Source organism: Methanosarcina mangrovi, assembly GCF_052057765.1.
Classification (GTDB): Archaea; Halobacteriota; Methanosarcinia; order Methanosarcinales; family Methanosarcinaceae; genus Methanosarcina.
Genome location: NZ_CP195120.1, coordinates 2,920,660 through 2,942,196, shown reverse-complemented (window position 1 = coordinate 2,942,196; position 21,537 = coordinate 2,920,660). Strand labels below are relative to the sequence as shown.

13 protein-coding genes are annotated in these 21,537 nt (G+C 42.4%); 5 read left to right on the top strand and 8 right to left on the bottom strand.

The annotated features are described in order from the left end of the window. Positions 1 to 460: 460 nt before the first annotated feature. From ACSAZL_RS13070 to ACSAZL_RS13040, 7 genes are all read right to left on the bottom strand, one after another. The gene (locus ACSAZL_RS13070; protein WP_440945083.1) at positions 461 to 1,678 is read right to left on the bottom strand and encodes a homocitrate synthase family protein; all 1,218 of its coding nucleotides are present in this window, start codon (positions 1,676 to 1,678) and stop codon (positions 461 to 463) included. A gap of 402 nt (positions 1,679 to 2,080) precedes the next feature. Continuing rightward, positions 2,081 to 2,908, bottom strand: coding sequence for an NAD(+)/NADH kinase (locus ACSAZL_RS13065; RefSeq protein WP_440945082.1), 828 nt, complete (start codon positions 2,906 to 2,908; stop codon positions 2,081 to 2,083). Position 2,909: 1 nt separating this feature from the next. Continuing rightward, positions 2,910 to 3,713 (bottom strand): bifunctional fructose-bisphosphatase/inositol-phosphate phosphatase, encoded by an 804-nt coding sequence (locus tag ACSAZL_RS13060; RefSeq protein WP_440945081.1) that lies wholly within the window; start codon positions 3,711 to 3,713, stop codon positions 2,910 to 2,912. Positions 3,714 to 3,862: 149 nt separating this feature from the next. Further along, positions 3,863 to 4,870, bottom strand: a complete 1,008-nt coding sequence (locus tag ACSAZL_RS13055; protein ID WP_440945080.1) for a type II glyceraldehyde-3-phosphate dehydrogenase — start codon at positions 4,868 to 4,870, stop codon at positions 3,863 to 3,865. A gap of 558 nt (positions 4,871 to 5,428) precedes the next feature. After that, complete coding sequence (locus tag ACSAZL_RS13050; protein ID WP_440945079.1) at positions 5,429 to 7,450, bottom strand: PAS domain S-box protein; 2,022 nt, start codon at positions 7,448 to 7,450, stop codon at positions 5,429 to 5,431. 438 nt (positions 7,451 to 7,888) lie between these two features. Beyond that, on the bottom strand, positions 7,889 to 8,077 hold the full coding sequence (locus tag ACSAZL_RS13045) for a CooT family nickel-binding protein (protein ID WP_440945078.1): 189 nt from the start codon (positions 8,075 to 8,077) through the stop codon (positions 7,889 to 7,891). Between the two features lie 241 nt (positions 8,078 to 8,318). After that, complete coding sequence (locus ACSAZL_RS13040) at positions 8,319 to 9,200, bottom strand: damage-control phosphatase ARMT1 family protein (protein WP_440945077.1); 882 nt, start codon at positions 9,198 to 9,200, stop codon at positions 8,319 to 8,321. Between the two features lie 298 nt (positions 9,201 to 9,498). Between ACSAZL_RS13040 and ACSAZL_RS13035 the strand changes: the two genes are divergently transcribed. The 3 genes from ACSAZL_RS13035 (at position 9,499) to ACSAZL_RS13025 (ending at position 13,786) form a co-directional block, all read left to right on the top strand. Then, a protein-coding gene (locus tag ACSAZL_RS13035; protein ID WP_440945076.1) for an IS630 family transposase occupies positions 9,499 to 10,510 on the top strand; the annotation gives its coding sequence in 2 pieces (ribosomal slippage) (positions 9,499 to 9,983 and positions 9,982 to 10,510; 1,014 coding nt in all). 187 nt (positions 10,511 to 10,697) lie between these two features. Continuing rightward, on the top strand, positions 10,698 to 12,161 hold the full coding sequence (locus ACSAZL_RS13030) for an alkaline phosphatase family protein (RefSeq protein ID WP_440945075.1): 1,464 nt from the start codon (positions 10,698 to 10,700) through the stop codon (positions 12,159 to 12,161). A gap of 614 nt (positions 12,162 to 12,775) precedes the next feature. Then, complete coding sequence (locus ACSAZL_RS13025) at positions 12,776 to 13,786, top strand: cation diffusion facilitator family transporter (RefSeq protein ID WP_440945074.1); 1,011 nt, start codon at positions 12,776 to 12,778, stop codon at positions 13,784 to 13,786. A gap of 92 nt (positions 13,787 to 13,878) precedes the next feature. Here the strand turns inward: ACSAZL_RS13025 and ACSAZL_RS13020 are convergent, their stop codons facing one another. Next, entirely contained in the window at positions 13,879 to 14,157 is a 279-nt protein-coding gene (locus ACSAZL_RS13020) for an acylphosphatase (protein WP_440945073.1), read from the bottom strand. Between the two features lie 448 nt (positions 14,158 to 14,605). Here ACSAZL_RS13020 and ACSAZL_RS13015 point away from each other — a divergent pair, with 448 nt between their 5' ends. Further along, positions 14,606 to 18,940 (top strand): PAS domain S-box protein, encoded by a 4,335-nt coding sequence (locus ACSAZL_RS13015; RefSeq protein WP_440945072.1) that lies wholly within the window; start codon positions 14,606 to 14,608, stop codon positions 18,938 to 18,940. A 622-nt stretch (positions 18,941 to 19,562) separates the two neighbouring features. Then, on the top strand, positions 19,563 to 21,320 hold the full coding sequence (locus tag ACSAZL_RS13010) for a right-handed parallel beta-helix repeat-containing protein (protein WP_440945071.1): 1,758 nt from the start codon (positions 19,563 to 19,565) through the stop codon (positions 21,318 to 21,320). Positions 21,321 to 21,537: the final 217 nt, after the last annotated feature.

Below are 21,537 nucleotides of genomic sequence, written 5' to 3'. Positions count from 1 at the left end.
TCATGTTTCTCTCAATAATTTTTCATCAGCTTTTTCTTTATTATTACGGAAAAATCGCTCGTCGGCGAGCGGGACATGAACGGTTGAAGATAGGAATGACGTTGTACGGGTGAGAGTTTAAAAGTCATAATCCCAAGTTACCGTCCTTAATTTTCCCGTTTGAAAACATTAACCACATAACAAAAAGCATTAACTTGCAGCAAAAAGTGCCAACATGTAACAAAAAATACTTTGCTGCCATTCATACCAGAATTATAACATAAAAAGCCTGTAGAAGAAATAAATTAAAAAGTTTAGAGAAATGAGGATTTGTTTATTGATGTTTTTCTCATCATGTAACATAGTTTAAAAAGTTAAAATAAGAAAGTAGAGTAAGAAATTGAAATAAGAACGTGAAATAAAGATTTGAAATAAGAAAGTTAGAATGAATCATTGGAAACATTCTCATTTCTTATTCATTTCAAATAGAAATCTTTTCTTTTTCGCTACCGGCAGGTTTCTGCTCCTGCCGGACCTGAGTAATCAGCCTTTCAAGCTGGTCCCTGGTGATGCTTTTATGCTTCTCTTCGGTGCAGACTTTGACTTTTTCGATCAGGGCGCAGAGTTCTTCCCTTTCAAGGCAGAAACCGATGCTGTTGATGATTCCTTTCAGGGCTTTTGTTCCGGTGTGCTTTCCGACTACGAGGTTGCGCTTCCCGCCGACCATCTCGGGAAGGAAGAGTTCATAAGTGCGCGGCTCTTCCAGGATTGCAGCTACATGGATTCCGGATTCGTGGGTAAAGGTGTTCTGTCCTACAACGGCTTTGTTTACCGAAGGGGTGATGTTTGAGTATTCCGAAATCATTTTGGAGAGCGCGGTCAGCTTTGTTGTATCATAACGCTCAATTCCGTACTGTACCCTTAGGGCTACCAGTACTTCTTCAAGAGAAGCGTTTCCTGCCCTTTCTCCGATCCCGTTGACTGTCGTGTGAAGCTGCTTTGCCCCGGCTTCGGCGGCTGCAAGAGTGTTGGCTGTAGCCATCCCGAGGTCGTCATGGCAGTGGATGCAGATGGAAGTGTTTACGGACTTGAAGATCTCGCTTACAAGGTAGTGGGTTGTGGTCGGGTTCAGGATACCCACTGTATCCGCAAGGCTTACATACTGCACTTTATACTCGTTTTCAACTTCCTTGAAAGCCTGTTTGAGGCGGTCAACCGGAGTGCGGCTTGCGTCCTCGGCTGCAAAACGTACATTTAAACCGTGGTCAGTTGCATATTCAATGGCTTCCTTGGCGCAGCCGAGCATATCCTCAAGAGTCCTGTGGTATTTGTATTTGAGGTGCATGTCGGACATTGCAATGAAAATGCTGACGATATCGACGTCACAATCAAGGGCAGCATCAACATCCCCCTTTACTGCTCTTGAGAGACAGCAGATCCTGGAATTAAAGCCCTGGTTTGCTATTTCCTTTACAATTTCTTTTTCGTATGCGGAAACTACCGGAAAGCCGGCTTCTATAACCTCAATACCCATGGAATCAAGTTCACTGGCTACTGCCAGCTTCTGTTCTTTCGTGAACACTACGCCAGGGGTCTGTTCCCCATCGCGCAGGGTCACGTCACAGATTTCGATATCAAGGGGGCGATATTCGATGAAGTCCATAAGTGTATTTCTGGAGTACTGCTCGCTCTCTGACATGGTTACTGTTTCCCGTGATTTTTCTCATTCTGAGGAATTTTTGATTATTTTTAATGATATTTGTATTGACTGCCCCCGAAAAGAATTCAAAGGCTGGATAAGAAATATGGTGCTGAAACGCTATTAAAAGCCAAAAAACTTATACTTAGCAAAATTAAGCATTAGCTTTACCTACATATGTATAAATGTTTTCCTTGGAGGAAACGAGTTTCCGGGAGCAATATTAGGATTTTCCGGGGAAAATACTGGCTTTCAGTGCTTTTACCTGAGAGTTACAGTTTCAAAAAAGAAATTTCCGGGGAGATCAGAATTAAATCTCGCGTCTTAAGGAAAAGGGCTCTGAAAAACCAGGTAAAAAAGAAAAATTAAAGTCATTGAAAAATCGAATTTCATAGAATTTTTTCAGGAAAGTTTCCGCTGAACCCTCTCATAAAAGCAGGTATCGGAAATCCTTACAAAACGTGCAGGATATTTTGATTTCTTCAGTTTGACAACGTCAGCTGGCCTGATCCTGTAAGACTTCTGCCCGTCAATTGCAATTACAGCTTCTTTTTTATAATCTGACAATTTTACCGTGACTTCACTGTCCGAAGGAATAACCCAGGGCCTTGACGACAGCTTGAAAGGAGCAACAGGGACTACCACGATTGCATTTACCCTGGGGTTTACGATAGGGCCCCCGGCACTCATCGCATAGGCGGTCGAGCCTGTGGGGGTCGCAAAAACCACACCATCCGCACGCATTTCATCAAGAAGGCAGTCATTGACGTGAACTTCAAACTGGATTATCTTTGCGGGTTTTGCAGACATAACAGCGATCTCGTTGGTGGCTGTCTCAAGCATCTCTCCATTCAGAAAGACATCTACCCGCATCCTCTCAAGATACGAAAAACCGTAGAGGACTTCCTCTATGGTCTCAATCGCATCCTCAGGTTCCACGTCTACAAGGAAACCGAGAGTGCCCATATTAATCCCCAGCACGGGGAGGGGATCCTTCATTTTGGCAATATTTCGCAGGACTGTCCCGTCGCCTCCTACACTTACGATGAGTTCGATTCCTTCGTCCCTCATCTTTTCGACAGGAATGCCCTCAATGTCCAGCACATCAGCTGTGGCAGTGGAGACATAGATCCGTACCCTTGACCGGAAGTGTGCGATAATATCCCTTACCATCTGAAGTACTTCAGGCCTATCGCAGCGTGATGCGATCCCTATTTTTTTAATTGCCAAATTATCCCTCTGATAGTAAGTTTAAAAGTTTTTTATGAGCGTGCCCGTTGGATGCAACCATCTCCACCCTGGCGGTAACATTATCAGGAAGTCTTAAAGTCTTCCCGTATCCGTCCGTAACAAGCCCGCCGGCTTCTTCAAGGATAAGCTGGCCTGCTGCCACATCGGTTACCCGAAGAGCTTTTCGGACATCTACAAAGGCATCAAGCCTGCCTGAAGCTACATAACACAGTTCAAGCGCAACGCTTCCGAAAAGCCTCACGCGGCGGACGCTGCTGTATATCCTTCGGGTCCTTTCCACATTCTGCCTGTAGCCGTATACGCTGACACAGAGGCTCTTCAGGTCCGAATTCAAGGAGGTTTTGATTTTGTTTCCGTTCAGATATGCTCCCTTTCCGGCTTCTGCATAATATTCTTCCCTGAGGGCAAGGTTGCTCACATACCCGAACCTGAGGTCTGAGAGGTCGTGAGAGGCAAAAGCTATTGAAACACTGTAGAATGGAATTCCTGCAGAAGCATTATACGTCCCGTCAAGGGGATCGAGCACAACAGAAAACTCAGGAGAATCCCCAATTACAAGTTCACCAAGTTCTTCGCTGAGTATCCTCATTGGCCTGCCGTCAGCCTTCAGCACCTCGACGATGGCATCTTCTGCTGCAAGGTCTATACCTGTAGTCGGCGTCCCGTCAGCTCCCATGCATACAAAGCTGCTCGCCGAATCGGTGCCCACAAGGTCAGAGGTTGCATCGTATGCAGCCCTAAAAGCCTCCCGGCACAATTTTAAAAAGTTTGAATCTGAAGTCATTAAGGATCGGATCCTTCTTTTCTCAGGTTTCCGGGTTCCACAAACCGGTTTTTGTGTACCTGGAAATGAGGGTTCTAAAAAACAGGACTCAGGCATTCCGTCAGCAACGTAATATCCCGAGTCCTGGAAATCAAGAGCCCTTGAAAAGCTCAGAGCCCAATAGCTTTGTTTGTTTTCAGGATTGATTTTGCGCCGTCACTCTCAAGCTCCATCATTGCGCGGATGGCATCCACATTTTCAGGGACCACAATGGATTCCTGGTGGATAGCCTGGAAGAAGTAAAGTTCTCCTTCATGCATGGTGACGGAATCCTGCCAGACGCAGTTCTCCCACATATCGTTTCTGGGGCGCTTTATATCCCTGGCAACTTCTATGATTTCAGCCGTGGAAGATATGCCCTGCCCTACGAAGCGGACTCTGGACTGGGAGCCAAGCACTTTCCTTACGTCTTCGGCAGTGCACTCGTTCTTGAGATCCATGTTTACGGTGTGCAGGTGCATGAGAGTCGTAGGGATTTTCATGGCGGCGGAGGTGATATTAATATGAGGAATAACGGTCTTCACATCAGGCCCGTGGTGAGAAGGCAGCTTTATAGGGTCCGGCACGATTGCATTGATCGGCCCTTTCTTTATGTCATTGGGATCTGTTGCCCTCCGGGCAAGAGTTACCCTGACTTTCTTTACCCCGAAAGCCTTGTCGATGGGATAGATGACCCTGCAGAGCCCTGTGGTATTGCAGGAAACGACCCTTACGAAGTCAAGGCCGAGAGCCCCTTCATAGTTTGAGACCGCATTAAAAGAGTAACCGGCAAGTTCATGATCCTCCCCTCCCTGCCAGATAGCCTTTACTCCGGCTTCTTCGTACAGAGCTTTATTGGATTTCCCAATCCCCCCCGGAGTGCAGTCCACTACAACATCGGCTTTTTCCACCATCTCCTCAATGCTCCCGGCAGCAGGCATTCCTGCCTTTTCAAAAGCTTCCAGGTTGGCAGCAGGGGCATAGATGTCATACCCGAGCTGGTGGGCTACTGCAGCCTCATAGTTCGGTTTAGTCTTGGAAATGCCTATGATTTCCATGTCGTCCTGAGCCTGTACGGCGTCTGCAACTCTTTTTCCAATTGTTCCGTAACCGTTTACTGCAATCTTTGCTTTAGCCATTTATTATCCTTTCCTGTTTATCCTCTTCTACCCAAAGAGTATAGTCTAAATTAAAGTAGCTTAGTCCGATTTGTAGCAAACCAGACTAAATTAGTGTAAATTATAGGTGAATCAATAGCCTGAACAGCTTAAAATTGTTTTCCTAAATTTGCGAATTTCAGGCAGTGAATTATACAAATCTAAGTATAGACATCTGAAGTATAGACATAAAATTAAAGTTTTTCATGGATTTATAATGTACGTCTGAAATTAAGAGATGCTGAAAATCGCCAGATATCCGAGCTGAAATACGGATTAAAGTGATAAATATCTTGAGTACTTCAAATTGACCCCTGAAGATTAGATCTGATCATTAGATCTGATCATTAGATCTGATCATTAGATCTGAAATAACATTGATATAATGGATCAGGATAAATAAATGTTTTTCTCGAAAAGCCATTAAAAACAAAGAAACAAGAAGAGGAATCCAGTACATTAGGAGCTTTTAGAGACTTTTTTGAAATATCGGGGCACTGACCACCTGTATAGCCCAACAGAAAGCTTTCAATAGAAACATTAAGCTTCCTCCGCAATACTTATCCTTATAGTAAATTCTGTTCCTTTCTCCCTTTTCACCTCCATCTCACCTTCCAGCTGTTCCACAAGTATGTTTACAAGCTGAAGGCCAAGAGAGTCGGAATTTTCCATATCAACGGTGTCTGAAATGCCAGTTCCGTTATCAGAGACAGTCAGAATAAACCCGGTTTCTCTACGGGCTTGAGTTCTGTTTTCCGCACAGAGGTCCACTACGTGCTTGAGATTTTTTTCCCTGCAAAGTTTGATATCTATTTCTCCATTCCCCCTTCCTGAAAATGCGTGCTTTAAGGAGTTGGAAACAAGTTCGTTGACGATCAATCCTAAGGGGACTGCAACATCCATATCAAAAAAGATGTTCTCTTCAAGCTCTTTTTTCAGGGTTATCCTGGCACTTCCAAGCCTGTAAGTCTGGAAAAGGGTATCAACGAGCCTTTCAAGGTAAGGTGAAAAGTTCAGAGTATCGGTTTCCCCATTTTCGTGCAGCCCTTCATGAATGAGGGCAATGGATATCATTCTGTCCTGACTTTCCCTGAAAGCTTCGAGGACTTCGGGAGCCTTAACAAATTCCCTGCTGCAGAACTTTTCAGCCTGAAGGTCAAGCAGGGAAGAAATTACCTGCAGGTTATTCTTTATTCTGTGGTGAATTTCCTTTTTGCGGGCAGCATCCACCTTTGCAAGAGTTTCCTCTGCCCTTTTCTTTTCGGTGATATCGTAGATTACGCCCTGATAGATTTCAGGCTTGCCCTCCCTGCCAGGGATTTTCTGGCAGGTCTCATGGACCCATTTTGTTTTCCCTTTTTTGTCCCTTATCCTGTACTCCACTTCTACGGTACGGACCTCGGGTACCTTCCGGATTTTATTCTCTTCCTCAATGATCAGAGGCAGGTATTCAGGGTCTATGATATCCTTCCACCGGATTTTAGACCCGAACTCTTCTTCGGTATAGCCGGTGATTTCTTCCAGGGCTCCGTGCAGAAAGTTAGGAATAAAGTTTTCATCGGCCTGAAAAGCAATACCTTTGAAATTTTCAATGAATGAGCGGTACCTTTCTTCGCTTTTCTGCACCCTTTCATGAGCAAGCTTTCTTTCGGTTATATCCTTGATTACTCCAAGAAGTTTGTAAGGTTTCCCGCTTTCGTCCAGCAGGCAGGTTCCTCTATCTGCGGCATAGAAGTAAGTTCCGTCTTTTTTCCTGAACCTGAATTCCTGCCTGTATTTTCCCCCTTCTCGCTGGATTTTTGTGATATTTTCGTTTACATGGTCCAGATCCTCGGGATGAAGATACCCTATCCAGACATGAGGGGGAATGCCCTGAAAATCCTTAACCGGATGCCCCGTTACTTCTTCAACCGCTCCTTCCAGGTTTCCCGTATTGCTCCGGAAGTCAAAATCATATACAATTTGTTCTGTCTGCTCCGTGATAATGCGGTATTTTTCTTCTTTCTCCTGAAGGGCTCTCTGGACTTCATCGCGTACGGTAATGTCCTGCAGTACTGTTATAAGCCCCCGGATTTCTCCTTTTTCGCTGCTGAAGGTTGATTTATTTACCAGAAAAACCCTTCTCACACCGTCTGCGCAGATCCCTTCATACTCATAAGTACGTTTTCCGCCTTTATTGAGGAGTTCGATGTCATCCCTGCTCCATTCCTTTACATGCTCCAGCAGGGGCTGTCCGTTTACAAAAGCCCTTTCAGGAAACCTCTCAACAACCTTTCGGGCTCCTTCGAGAAGCGTATACCCGATAATCTCTTCTTCCGGAAGTCCTGCGATCTGCCTGGCAAAAATTTCATTCACTCCGAGATAGACCCCGTTCCTGTCTTTATAGCAAACAGGGTTGACCATTGCATTAAGCATACTTTTTACAAAAAAATCGTTTTCATGTGATACTGATGTGACTCCCGGATTTTCGAAAACTTCCGTAGGCAGGGCCTGTAATACGCCTGAGGTTCCTTTGATGTTATCACATTTTGATTTTTTCAGACCCTTATAGGACTCGCTCATACTCATCTGCTCCTGAGCCTCTAAAATCTAGATTTCCTGAAATTATCTCTTGAGATGTAACTTTTAAGATGTTATTGCAGTACATGGTTTCCGGCATTGTGAAGTTTGCTTTTATGGAAATTGCTGAAAATATAACTTTAAAAGTCATGTTAAGAATATAACTTTCTGAAAATATGACTTTATGAGAATATAACTTTATAATAGAATAGAGTTTGCAGCTCCTTCTGCATAATTTTAAATCTAGTTTTTATAAAATCGGTCATTTGTGATAGGGGATATAAACAACTCAATCCCATATATAAAATTAATCTATTCATTCCGAATCATTTAACTTACCCTTTATCTGTATATCGGATGTATACAGATTTATCTTAATGTCTGAAAAGAAAAAGAGGTCAATAAGCAGAAAAACTCGGGAAGAAAAATAAACTAAAAAAATCAATTTGACAGAATAAGGGCTTCCCCACGCGAGAAATTGATTTCCTTGATCGAGCCTTCAACCGTCATTTTATCTCCGAGGATTCCTGTGAGCTGGATTGAGTTTCCTTCTACCTGAATCTTTGCTACAGACTCCATAACTTTCTCTCGTTCTTCTCCACGAAGCAGAATTATATTGAGTTCACACATCTTGTATCTCTCCTATACTGTTTATAAAATATATATATATATATATCCGGTTGGTTTATAAACCAATAAAATATCCCGGGGATATGATAAATCAATAAATACCCGATTGTCCTGTATTTCGAAACTGTTATAATTTTTCCAAAAAAAACCTATATGACCTTGAAGTATTTTTCCTTGACTATATTTAATTTGTAGCCATGCACAATAAAAAGTTACCGAAAAATATCCTGTGGCACGACCTTCAGGGGTAGTTCATCAGTTTTGCAACCGAAAGGCCCTGTTCAAGCCCCATGTCCTCAGCCACACACTCGCATTTTGTGAGGAGAAGATAGGCGATCGGCCCGAAGTTGTGCTCGGAGAGGGTCTCGTAGTTGGCCATGCCCTTGCTGATGATAAGGGTTGCGTCTTTCATTACCTCAAGCAATTCGGCCGGGGCTTCTTCGATAAGGATACCTACGGCGTTTGAACCTGTGGTCATCACCCTGTCGACCTTTTTGTCGATTTCAAACTCTTTTACTTCTTCCATGGTAACATCCGTAAGAATGGGACCTCCGCGGACCACGAGGGTGATATTCCCGCCGAGTTTTTTAATCACGTCGAAAACAATCATATCAAAAAAGATCTCTCCGCAGTTGTCGGCTATGTAGACAACGTCCTTAAGAAGCCCGAGCATTTTAGGGGTGTCGTCAACATCAAGTCCGTGGTCGAAAAGTTTTAGAAAAGCCGCTTCAAATTTATCTTCGCTGGCATCAAAGCCCATAATCCCGAAATCAAAATAATTTGCAATAACCGACGAAAGCACCGCCCGCCTGAAGAGTTCCCCATCATCAGGAGAGTTTTCATAAATTTTTTCTTTTGCTGCGGGCAGGACTTTTAACGCAGCCTGATTGATGAGCTTTTTCGTGACTTCATACGGATCACTGTCTTCGAGGACTTCATAGCACTTCCTGTGAATTTTAGTAGCTACGGATGCGGATACCGCATCTGGGTCATAGTGTTTGTGCATGACACAAAGGCATTCCTGAAGAGTCTTGCTGATAAGATCTTCATCATCCGTTGAAAGCTTTGATTGGAAATGTACTCTTGAAAGTAAACAGTAGGTGCATCGTGGGCTCATCTTCATGGGAACTCTTCCTTACTTTGGATTATGGGATAGGAGTTTTCAGAATGTTACTGGTATGTGCTGCAAGTGTTATACATTTACTCCTTCAGATATAATAAACCTCTAAAATAAACCTTTAAATAGGTAACCTGAAACCCGGGCCTTGATTGAAGATAAGATGAAAAATTTCAATGAAGCTCCGTATAATTTCACCCCGATACGCAAGCCAGTCAGGGATCTCAAGCCAGGGATCTCAAGCTATAGTTACCTCTACATTTAATGCAACATTATTATACTAATATCAATATATTAGTTACCTATGAGCTTGGAGATGTTTACCACTTCTGATATTTCTACTGCTATATATCGCTCCTGCAATAAAACTGAGCAGATTAGACTTCAAGCGTTATTATTGGTTAAAAATGGTTTAAGTCCCGCTAAAATTGCCGAAGAGTTTTCAGTCCATCGTTCAACAGTACATCGTTGGATAAAGAGAGCTGAAAAAGAAGGTTTGTCTAGCCTTAAATGTAAACCCGGTCGAGGAGTAAAGTCTTTTTTAACGGCAGAACAAGTATCTGAGCTAAAAAAAGCATTATCCGAGCCAATACCAACAGATGACGGTTATTATCGTGGTTGGCAAACAAAGGATGCAGTTCAATTTGTCAGAGAGAAATTCAACATATCTTATTCAAAATCAAGAATGAGACAAATCATTAAAAATTTAGGGTTTAGCAAAATAACATGTCGACCTCAATCAAAAAGGCGAAATGAGACTCTCACAAACGAATTTCTAGCCGAAGTTCAAAAAAAGATTCCTAAATCCTAACCACTTATTCGTAACTCAAGATGAGAGCAGTTTTTGTGTGGATTCAAACAGATCAAAATGTTGGGCTATCAAAGGTTCGAAGCCTATTAAGTTTACAAGTGGTTCAAAAGCCAAAGTCAATATTGGAGGGTTCTACACTGAAAACGAAGAGTTTTATGGGTATGATTTAGGAGTTACACAGAATACAGACTCTTACTTAAAGTCATTAATCGATTTTAAGAGAGAGATAGGGGTAAAGATATTTCTCATACTAGACAAAGCTACATGGCATAGATCAGCAAAGGCAAAGGAATTTTATCAAAATAATAAACAGTGGCTGCAAATTCTGTTTTTTCCTCCAGCTACTCCAGATAGGAATCCAACAGAATATTGTTGGAAAACGACAAGAGAAGAGTTAACGTCAATAAAATCATTCAAAAATATTAACGTATTAAGAAAAGAACTGGATGAATTTTGGGAGAAACACAAATTTACACACAAAATGTCGCATTATTTAAAATGGTGACTATAGATCCCACAAAATTGAGATGAAAGCGAACCTGACCAGCAAAATTTTTTCGAAAAGGCGAGTTCTTCGGGCGAAAGGCAAGCTCTTTAAGGCAAATTCTTTATAGCGGATGTGTGTAAAATAATTTACAATGATGTCCGGACCACGAAACTTCAAACCATTTTCGATTCTGGCTTTACTCACGATGCTGCTAATCTTTTATGCAGTTTTTCCAGTTCCTGCATCCGCACTTACCGAAGTCGAGGTAACCCCTGTCAACACCCCCGGCGGGGCAGTCGTGCTGATCGTAGACGGCTTGAGTGCTTCTTTCATCTATCCCGAGCTTACGCCGTGTGCACTTGACGGAACAACCCTTGAAAAAGCCAGGCTTGAGAATATTCCGGAGATAAACAAGAACAGTGCACGGATTCTGGAGTTTCGTGCTCCTCAGACCTTCACCGAAGGAGGGCACTCAGTTCTTGTTACCGGAAACCCGGGTGCAGACAGCGAATTTGTCAGTTTTAAAGATGCGAACATTTTCGATATTTTACACGGCGAGGGCTACCTTTGCATTGCGGTAATGGAAAAAGGGGATTCCTGGTCGATCTGCGCCGAACAGGATGCGATCCTCAGGGATGAAAACAATTCTATAAAAAATATGAAGATTGTGCCTGAACAGAATGAACATTCCGGGGATTATACGTTTCCTTCCGGGCTTTTGCAGCTGATGGAAGAAGAAGCTGACAGGGCTCCGGGATACGTCACCTCAAAGGAGACAAGGGAAAGGTATAATGGGTATAACAGGTGGGGCATTGAAACCGCCTGTGCTGTAGTGGAGTACATGGCAGAAAACAGGCCTGAGCAGAAATACCTTCTGACTGTCAATGTGGGGGCAGTTGATATGAGCGGACACTACAGGGACAATTACGGGTATATCGACTGCATCGAAAGCCTTGATTCCGAACTTTTGCCCCTCTACGCCCTCTGTGAGGAAAACAACCTCGCTTTCGCCCTGACCGCGGACCACGGGATGGCTTTTTCGGCAGACGATTCCAAAGGGGGTCACCAATCCGAAAAATACTCGGGCTCGGATGAAGCGCAGCTGGTCCCGCTCATCGTATATGCGCAGGACGTTGAGAGCGGGGTTATCCGGGGAGAGTATGGACAGGAAGACTTTGCATCAACCCTGCTCGGCATTCTTGATATCCCGGACAGGCCCAGGTTTGCCGAAGGAGAACAGATCCTGCTCACAGGGCATGTAAACCTTAAAGTCATACTTCCGGAAAAAGGAACCGTAGAACTCAGGAAAGACGGAAAAACTCTCGGGTCCGCAGGAAATGATGACCGGTTCATTTTCCTAGGGCTTGAGCCGGATAAATCCTATACAGTCAGGGCTGAGCTTGATTCCGGAAAGAGCCTGGAAGCAAAGGAAAAGGAGGTTTTTCTTGAAACCGACTCGGTGATCGATTTCGGCGAAGAAGGGACCGGGAAAGGGATAATCGAGTACTCATTGGCGGATTCCGAAGAAGGAATTAGCTCTGCAGGTGTTTCTGGTAAAACAGGTTCAATTTTTGGCAGGAACTCAAATTACCTTATAGGATATTTTCTTATAGGAGCAATAAACCTTGCAGGGTTTTTTATCATTATGAAAATTCTGAAAAAATACTGAAGAACCACCTGGAACTTTTAAAAAGCCTCAGGACTCTTAATGAACCTCAGGACTCTTAAAGAACCTCAAACCCTAAAAAGCTGTTCTGAAAAACTGGGATATCAGTTCCCGGGCTAAGATTTCTGGATCCCCGGCTAAAATTTCCGAATAAAAGTTATAGCTTAGCTGATGCTATCGTTTTTACAAACTATGACGTTGGAGAAATTGAAAAAATGGTCAGAATGGGTAATAAGTGTATAATATAAATTTTACAGTTTTACTATATAAGATATATTTAATATAGTTTATAGATAAATATTTATTATATCTCAATTGAGCAAAAATTATTAAGCGAATATCGTAGAGCGAATATCGTAGAGCAAATATCATTGAGCGAGTATCAATTGAGCCAGTCTGAGATTGCCTGAAACGTACTGGCTTGAGAAAGATGAAAGTCCCCAGCTTCCTGAATAGCCATAAAAGGTTGACTTCCTGAGCCAGGGTGGATAATAGACCCGGGCTGTACATTAAACCCGGTTGTGTACACCATTTATGGTTCAGATAGAAAGATTTGCAGAACCGCAGAGAAGGCGGAAGCTCGAAAAATTGATTCCTTTCAGCGGAAGTGACCAAAAATGGAATATGAAGAAAGGTTTGAAAAAGCTGTCCAGGTTACAGGTGTCGGGCTCTTTGTGAACCTCGGGCTAACTCTTTTCAAGTTATTTGCAGGAATTCTTGGGAACAGTGCGGCAATGGTCGCAGACGCTGTCCATTCTCTTTCGGATTTTCTGACTGACATCGTGGTGATCTTTGGCTTCAAGGTCGCAAAAAAGCCGGTAGATGAAAGTCACAACTACGGCCACGGGAAAATCGAAACTCTCAGTGCAAGCCTTGTCGGGCTCATGCTTCTTGTGGTTGCCGGGCAGATTTTACTTTACGGGCTCAGGAGGACTCTGCTGTTCGCACAGGGAGGGACCCTTGAACAGCCTGCTCTTATTGCTCTATATGCAGCCCTGCTTTCCGTAATTTCAAAAGAACTCATGTACCACTATACAATCCTGCAAGCCAAGAAGATCAACAGTATGGCTCTAACCGCTAATGCCTGGCACCACCGTTCGGATGCCTTTTCCTCTCTCTGCACCCTGGCAGGGATCGGGGCTGCAATCTTCATCGGAGGGAAATGGGTTGTACTTGACCCTTTGATGGCAGTTTTTCTGAGTTTTATCATCCTGAATGTCGCCCTGAAGATATTCCGCAGCAGCATAAACGAACTCATAGAAGCGTCCCTTGATGAAGAAACCGAAGCGAAGATCAGGGAGATCATCCGAAATACCGAAGGAGTGAAAGCCCTCTCAAACCTCAAGACCCGGAGGATAGGAAATAACATTGCTGTGGATGTCTGCATTAAAGTTGACAATGCCCTGGATATCGGGGAGGCAAACCGGATTTCCATCCATGTGGAACATAACCTGAAAAAAATCTTCGGGCCATATACCTATGTCCTTGTGAAAGCCGAACCCTATGAACGCGAACCCGCAGGAAACCCCGAGGAAGGGGAAGTTCCCGAACATCCGGTGCATTCTGAAAAACATGACATCTGCCTTCGAAAGCAATCGATAAAACAGGGCAAAAACAACAGATTATAAAAATTTAAAAATGTCACTTTATTCAAAAATCATTAGCTTCAAAAAATCATTAGCTTCAAAAAATCATGAACTTCAAAAAGATCATTTTTGTCTCAAGAAAGCTTGTACACGTTCCCCATAGCTTTTTCAAAAGTTACATCGACGTCTTCTACGTGAGCAAAAGTCGGCCCTTTCCGAAGCTCATTGATGAGAAGCTCAAGAGATCCCTGTCTGCCTTCCGCGATAACAAAAACCCTTCCGTTCCTGAGGTTTATGGGGTTGCAGTCCACTCCAAAACGTTCGGCAGCGTTTCTTGCAAACCTTCGAAAACCAACGCCCTGTACCCTTCCGGATACAAGGATTTTTGCCCGCACAGTTTCTTCAGTGGTCACAAATGGCTATTTTGGAGAACAATGATATATAGCTATGGTTAGTTCTGAAGACAATGTTAGGTGGAAACTTGTTTTCAGGCAGGAGAAAAGGCTGTCAAATGTAGAGAAAGGACAAAATTTTAAAATCCCCATCTATTGTGGAGATAAATTACTTTAGGCAATCTTTAACGCATCCTTTTTATAAGGAATCTTTTACGTCTCTTTTGCTGAATTATGTAATTCTTATCTGACGTTTTTAATTTTTTTTATATATATATTATAGATTAAATATGTACTATTTATTATATATAATATTTTTAGCAACCATGTTAAAAATTAATATATGATAAGTATCATAAATGTGGTTAAAGTGACTTAATGAATGCCAGGAAGGCAGAATTTAAAATCAGATAAAAGGGGCTTAATTGAAGCATCAATATGCCCTATTTAAGGTCAGGGTTGGGGACTTATGATTACTTCTAATAGCATAGCTGCCGAAGAATTGGAAATCCGGATGAAGCGACGGATTGCTGAGCTGGAAAAATCAAACCAAGAGTTGTGCGCCAGGCTTCTCAAACACACCCACTCCGAAGAAGCCATAAGCAAATCGGAAGAAAAATTCGAGTACACATCATCCCAGGGAAAAGAATACCACTTTAATGCACGAATAATACCTGAGTTTGTTGCCGGTGAAGTTGCCTCTGCTCTTGCTATTTCCCGCGATATTACAGACATAAAAGAAGAAAAAGCCAGGCTGAAAGAAACACTCAACAATTTAGAAGAACTGGTTGAAAACAGGACAGCTCAGCTTGAAAAGGCTTACAGGTCATTAAAAGAAAGTGAAAAAGGCCTTACAGAAACTCATAAAATAGCTCATCTTGGAAACTGGAACTGGAATATTGTGACCAATGAGTTGTACTGGTCTGATGAGATTTATCGAATTTTCGGGTGCAGTCCCCAGGAATTTGGGGCAACTTACGACGCGTTTTTGAGTCACGTGTATCCGGGAGATCAAGATTATGCGGACAATGCCGTAAAAGGATCTCTGGACGGAAAACCTTACAGCATTGACCACAGGATTATCCTGGCCGGTGGAGAAGAACGGATAGTCCATGAACAGGGTGAAGTTATTTTTGGGGAAGGAAAAATAAGAAATTCAGGTATTGATATTATCGGGGATATTCCCTGGGGAACACACTTCTGCCAGTTCTACCAGACAAAAGAAGATTTAATGGACGTACTGGTTCCTTACTTTAAGGCAGGGCTGGAAAATAACGAATTTTGCATGTGGGTTACATCCCGACCTCTGGATGTGGAAGAGGCAAAAGAAGCCCTTAGAAGAGCTGTTCCTGATCTTGATACTTACCTTGAGAAAGGGCAGATCGAAATTATTCCTTACACACACTGGTATGTAGAAGAGGGTGTTTTCGATTCGGAAAGAGTATTGAACGGGTGGATCGAAAAACTCAATAAAGCCCTGGCCGATGGCTACGAAGGTTTGAGGTTGACAGGGAACACTTTCTGGCTGGAAAAAAAGGACTGGAATGATTTTGTTGATTATGAAGAAGAAATAGACAGGGTTATCGGTAACTACCGGATGATAGCACTGTGTACTTATTCTCTCGATAAATGCAACTCAACCGAAATAGTAGACGTGGTTATCAACCACCAGTTTGCTTTGGTTAAAAGGGAAGGAAAATGGGAGCAGATCGAGAGCTCCAAACGCAAGAGAGCAGAAGAAACTGCTCTTCAAGCCGCGAAAGATTTGAAATATACCTTTGATGCCGTACCGGACCTGATAGCCATAATCGACACTGAATACAGGATCCTCCGGGCAAACAGGGCAATGGCGGCAAAATTGGGGGTCACACCGGAAGAGTGCGTGGGGTTAACCTGTTATCGTGCCATCCATGGGACGATCGAACCCCCTTCTTTTTGTCCACACAGGCAGCTGCTTAAAGACGGGCTCGAACACACAACAGAAGTCTGCGAGGACTGCCTTGGAGGCTATTTCCTGGTAAGTGCCTCACCTCTTCATGATTCCGAAGGAAAACTCATTGGGAGCGTTCATGTTGCCCATGATATCAGTGAACGCAAGCAGGCTGAAGAAGCACTGATGAGAAGTGAGAACGAATTCCGCACGTTGGCTGAAAACTCTCCTGACCTGATTGCTCGTTTTGACAGACAGAACCGCCACCTGTATGTTAATCCGGTGTCTGTGGAAATTTATGGCCACCCTCATGAAAAAGTAATTGGAAAAACTCACAGTGGACTGGGAAGAGATCCTGAGCAGATAATGTTCTGGGAAGAACACCATGAAAAGGTCTTTGCCACAGGAAAGCCCGAAACAATGGAATTCGAATATATGTCACCTCAAGGAAAAAAATACTATTTTAATACGCAAATAGTGCCTGAGTTTGTTGACGGGGAAGTTGCTTCCGTTCTTGCTATTTCCCGTGACATCACAGACATAAAAGAAGCAGAGATCAGGCTGAAAGAAACACTCGACAATTTAGAAGAACTGGTTGAAGACCGGACAGCTCATCTTAGAAAAGCTTACCAATCGTTGAAAGAAAATGAAAAAGGTCTTGCGGAAGCTCAAAAAATAGCTCATCTTGGAAACTGGAACTGGAATATTGTGACCAATGAATTATACTGGTCCGATGAAATCTATCGGGTTTTCGGGTGCACTCCTCAGGAATTTGTGGCAACTTACGATATATTTTTGAGTTACGTGCACCCGGACGATAGAGAGAATGTGGAAAATGCCGTAAAAGGATCTCTGGACGGAAAACCTTACAGCATTGACCACAGGATTATCCTGGCCGGTGGAGAAGAACGGATAGTCCACGAACAGGGTGAAGTTATTTTTGGGGAAGGAAATGTGCCTGTCCGGATGATGGGAATAGTTCAGGACATCACCGGGAGGAAAAAAGCTGAAAAAGCATTGGAGTCAGCTAATGCGTATAACCGCAGCCTGATTGAAGCCAGTCTTGATCCGCTGGTTACCATAGGTTCTGACGGGAAGGTAACCGATGTAAATAGAGCTACCGAGCTGGTTACAGGTTATAACAGAAGCGAATTGATTGGAACTGATTTCTCGGATTACTTTACTGAACCTGAAAAAGCCAGGGAAGGATATGAGCATATATTTAGGGAAGGACTGGTGCGGGATTACGCTCTGGAAATTCAGCACAGAGACGGGCATATTACACCTGTATTGTATAATGCATCCGTATATAGGAATGAAAACGGCGAAGTTATCGGGATTTTTGCTGCAGCTCGTGATGTCACCGAGCATAAAAGGGCTGAAAAAGCACTGAAACTGGCTAATGCGTATAACCGCAGTCTCATTGAGGCAAGCATAGACCCCCTTGTAACTATTGGACCGGACGGTAAAATAAATGATGTAAATAATTCCACGGAATCCATTACCGGTTATTCTCGTAAGGAGTTGATAGGGACTGATTTTTCAGATTATTTTACGGAGTCTGAGAAAGCCAGAGAAGGATATCAACATGTGTTCCAGAAAGGAATGGTTCGAGACTACCCATTAGAAATTCGACACAAATATGGACACATAACGCCTGTTTTGTATAATGCGTCGATTTACCGGGATGAAACCGGGGAAGTTATCGGGGTTTTTGCTGCGGCCCGTGATATTACCGAACTTAAAAAAGCAGAAGAAAAAATTCAGACACTTGCGAATGTTGTTGAATCATCAAACGATGCTATTATAACCGAATCTCTTGATGGTATCATTACCAGCTGGAATAGAGGGGCAGAGCAGGTTTATGGATATACGGCTGAAGAAGTTCTGGGAAAAAACATGTCTATACTTGAACCAGACAATCTGAAAGGGGAAATAAAGCAATTATCTGACAAGATTAAACAGGGAAAAAAGGTTAAACACCACGAAACTTTACGGATGAAAAAGGACGGCGCAATAGTAAATATCTCAGTAACTCTTTCTCCGGTTTTTGATGTATCCGGAAAGCTTGTTGCTATCAGTAATATTGCCGGGGATATTACGGAAAAGAAAATCTCAGAGAATCTGCTTAATGAAAAACAAATGGCTGAAGTTGCAAACCGTACCAAAAACGATTTTCTGGCAAATGTGAGTCACGAACTTAGAACTCCGCTTAACTCTATAATAGGTTTCTCTGACATGCTTTATGAACAGGCATACGGAGAATTGAATCAAAAACAACGAAGAGCCGTAGGAAATATTTCCAGCAGTGGAAAGCATCTTCTGAACCTGATCAATGGCATCCTGGATCTTTCTAAAATAGAAGCAAACAAAATGGAGCTTAATTATAGAGAATTTGAGCTTGCTGCCAAGCTTGATCTGATACGAAACGTTCTGTATCCCGTAGCAGATAAAAAAAATATCGACATTGAAATCGACATGGATGACAGGCTTACGAGAATCTGTGCCGATGAGGACAAGTTTACCCGGATAATGTATAATCTTGTAGACAATGCCATAAAGTTTTCTTATGAAAACAGCCTTGTAAAAATAGGAGCAAGAAAAAAGGGAGACCTGGTCGAAATAACGGTTAAGGATGCCGGAATAGGAATAAAAGCTGAAGACCAGCACAAACTTTTCAAGCCTTTCAGCCAGGTAAACCCTTTCTCTTCAAAAAAATTCCAGGGCACCGGGCTTGGTCTCTCACTGGTCAAACAGATTGTTAACCTGCACGGGGGTTATGTCTGGTTCAGGAGCGAGCAGGGAGAAGGGAGCACCTTTGCTTTCGCAATTCCGATAGCAACAAAGGTGAAATTACTCGCCCGCTGTCATTAACAAAGCAATAGATGTCTTAAAAGATTAATTAGATGTCCAATGTCATATTACTAAACGTAAGAAAGAGGAAGAAACCGTAAAAGCATATGACAAGGATCTTGAAAAGGACATTTTCTTTGACACGGGCATTGTAATTCCATCAGGGATAAATCCAGTCCAAAAATCGACTAAAAAAGCTGCTTGAATTTTAAAATGCCTGGAAACAAAAAACCGGTCTTCTTTCTCTACCTCGTTTCAATAACTAGTTGCTCAGCATTTTTTAATATCCTCTTTTTTACAACTGTAGGCTCTTTTATTCAATATTATTTATCCTGTTTTGTTACGACTATGGATCCTTTTAAGGGCTTCTCAAGTCCTTTCAAGTCCAATCCGGATTTCTTTTTTCTCACATATTTTTAAACTATACTTTGGAACCTCTTAATATTAAGAGTTAAGTGAACGATTTGAGAGTATAATTAAGTAAATATTATATGCCTTCAGGTAATTAAATGAAAAGCTTAAGCATAATAATTATTTAATATATTTATAATATTAATAGTGTTTTTATTTGATCAGGGCTGATTTATAATATTCTTTAAAGATCTTTTGGAGATCAGGTTCATATTTCAAAGCAGGGGATAAAATGAATGAAAAACATCCTGGGTCCGTACGACAAATTATGGAAAAAATAGGACTTTCCGTTTTAATTCTCATTTTTTTGATTTTACTGGGAACGTTCGTTCTTTACACCATACAGTCATACTCTTCCTTAATACCGTCAAACTATACACAATCAAATTTCACACAGTCAAACTTCACACAGTCAAACCTTACACCTTCAAACTTCACACAGTCAAACCTTACACCTTCAAATCTCACACAGTCAAACCTTACACCTTCAAATCTCACACAGTCAAACCTCACGCAGCCAAACCTCGCACAGTCAAATTTCATACCGTCAAATGAAACGGTATATGTGGATGGTTATGGAAGTGAAAACTTCACCTGTGATGGAATTGATGACCAGGTAGAGATAAATCAGGCTCTTGAGTATGTTGCAGAAAATCCTCAGATTACAACAGTTTATTTGAGAGGCCCAAATACATACGTCATCTCAGATAGCATTTTAATTGGAAGTAAAACGACCCTGACAGGAGATCCTACAGCTGTAATTGAGCTTAAAGACAAAGCGGACTGGCCAGTGGCCAAACCCCTGATAACGCAGATGGACTGGAGAGGAGTCCATGGAGTCACTATAAAAGGATTTGAAATTGACGGAAATCATGACAATAACGAGGATAAAAAGAAAGGACTCGGATACTATAATATGGTCCACTTCCTCAATTCCAGGGATATTCAGGTTCATGATATGTACATGCATGACGGGCATGGAGAAGGGTTAAAAGCAGATCGCAGTTACAACATCCAGTTTTACAATAACAGTGTGTACAAATTGGGGCATACTGGTCTTTTTGCCGTCTCCTGCCAGAACGTAGAGGCCTGGAACAACACTATAACCTGCAGGACTGACAGCGGCCTTAGAGCAACGAACTCAAACCATATAAAATTCCATGATAACTTAATCGACTCCTTTTATCACTGGAGTGCAGGCAACTCTGGGATTCTAATTGAGAAAACAGAAGGTACTGTCAATGATGTGGAGATATATAATAATACTATCCACAACACTTACGGACCCGGACTCTGGCTGATAGGCTGGTCGAAGTCCTACTCCAGGAAAGAGGCACAGAACGTCCACATTTATCACAATATTTTTTACAGTACCGGTACAAACCCGAACATTGACTGGGTGGGAGGCATAATAACAAGCGGATTTTACGATACCCTCATCGAAAACAATGTCTTTGACGGTGTGTATCATGCTGCAGTTATTCACATGTATCCTACGGGTACTCACATATATCCTACATATGATGACCATCCCGACCTTTCACCTACGGGTACAGGATATACAACAATTGTTCGCAATAATATCATAGTGAATACCCGGGAACGTAAGAAAGACCCTGAAGGAACAGGGTATGCAGTAATCAATTATCTCCCTGAAACACAGACTTTTGTGCTGGAAAATAACTGTCTCTACAATAACTCTGCAGGTAACTACCGGAACTGCACGTCAACCACTGATATCTATGCAGATCCGCTCTTCGTAAGCCAGAATGAACACGATTACTGCCTGAAACCGGACTCTCCCTGCACTGGTGCCGGATATACTTTACCAATTTCTTTAGAAATATCTGAAGAAAAAACCACCGAATCTATTGAGTCTGAAGAAAAAACCACCGAATCTATTGAGTCTGAAGAAAAAACCACCGAATCTATTGAGTCTGAAGAAAAAAACATAATATCTATTATACGTGCTTTCGTATCTCAAATATGAAGTTCCTTTCCGTTGATATGCCAGAATAAAGTCTGAATAGCACTCGGCTACCCCTAAGCCAGGTGCTGAGCCGACTCAGGAACACCTGGTCTTCACCACTTCTTTTTTGCCATATTCAAATTTTAAAAGTGGCATTTTTTGTCATATTCAAATTTTAAAAGCGGTGCTTGCGTTCTCTACGGGTACCTAATTTTCTTTATATCACCATCGTATTTTA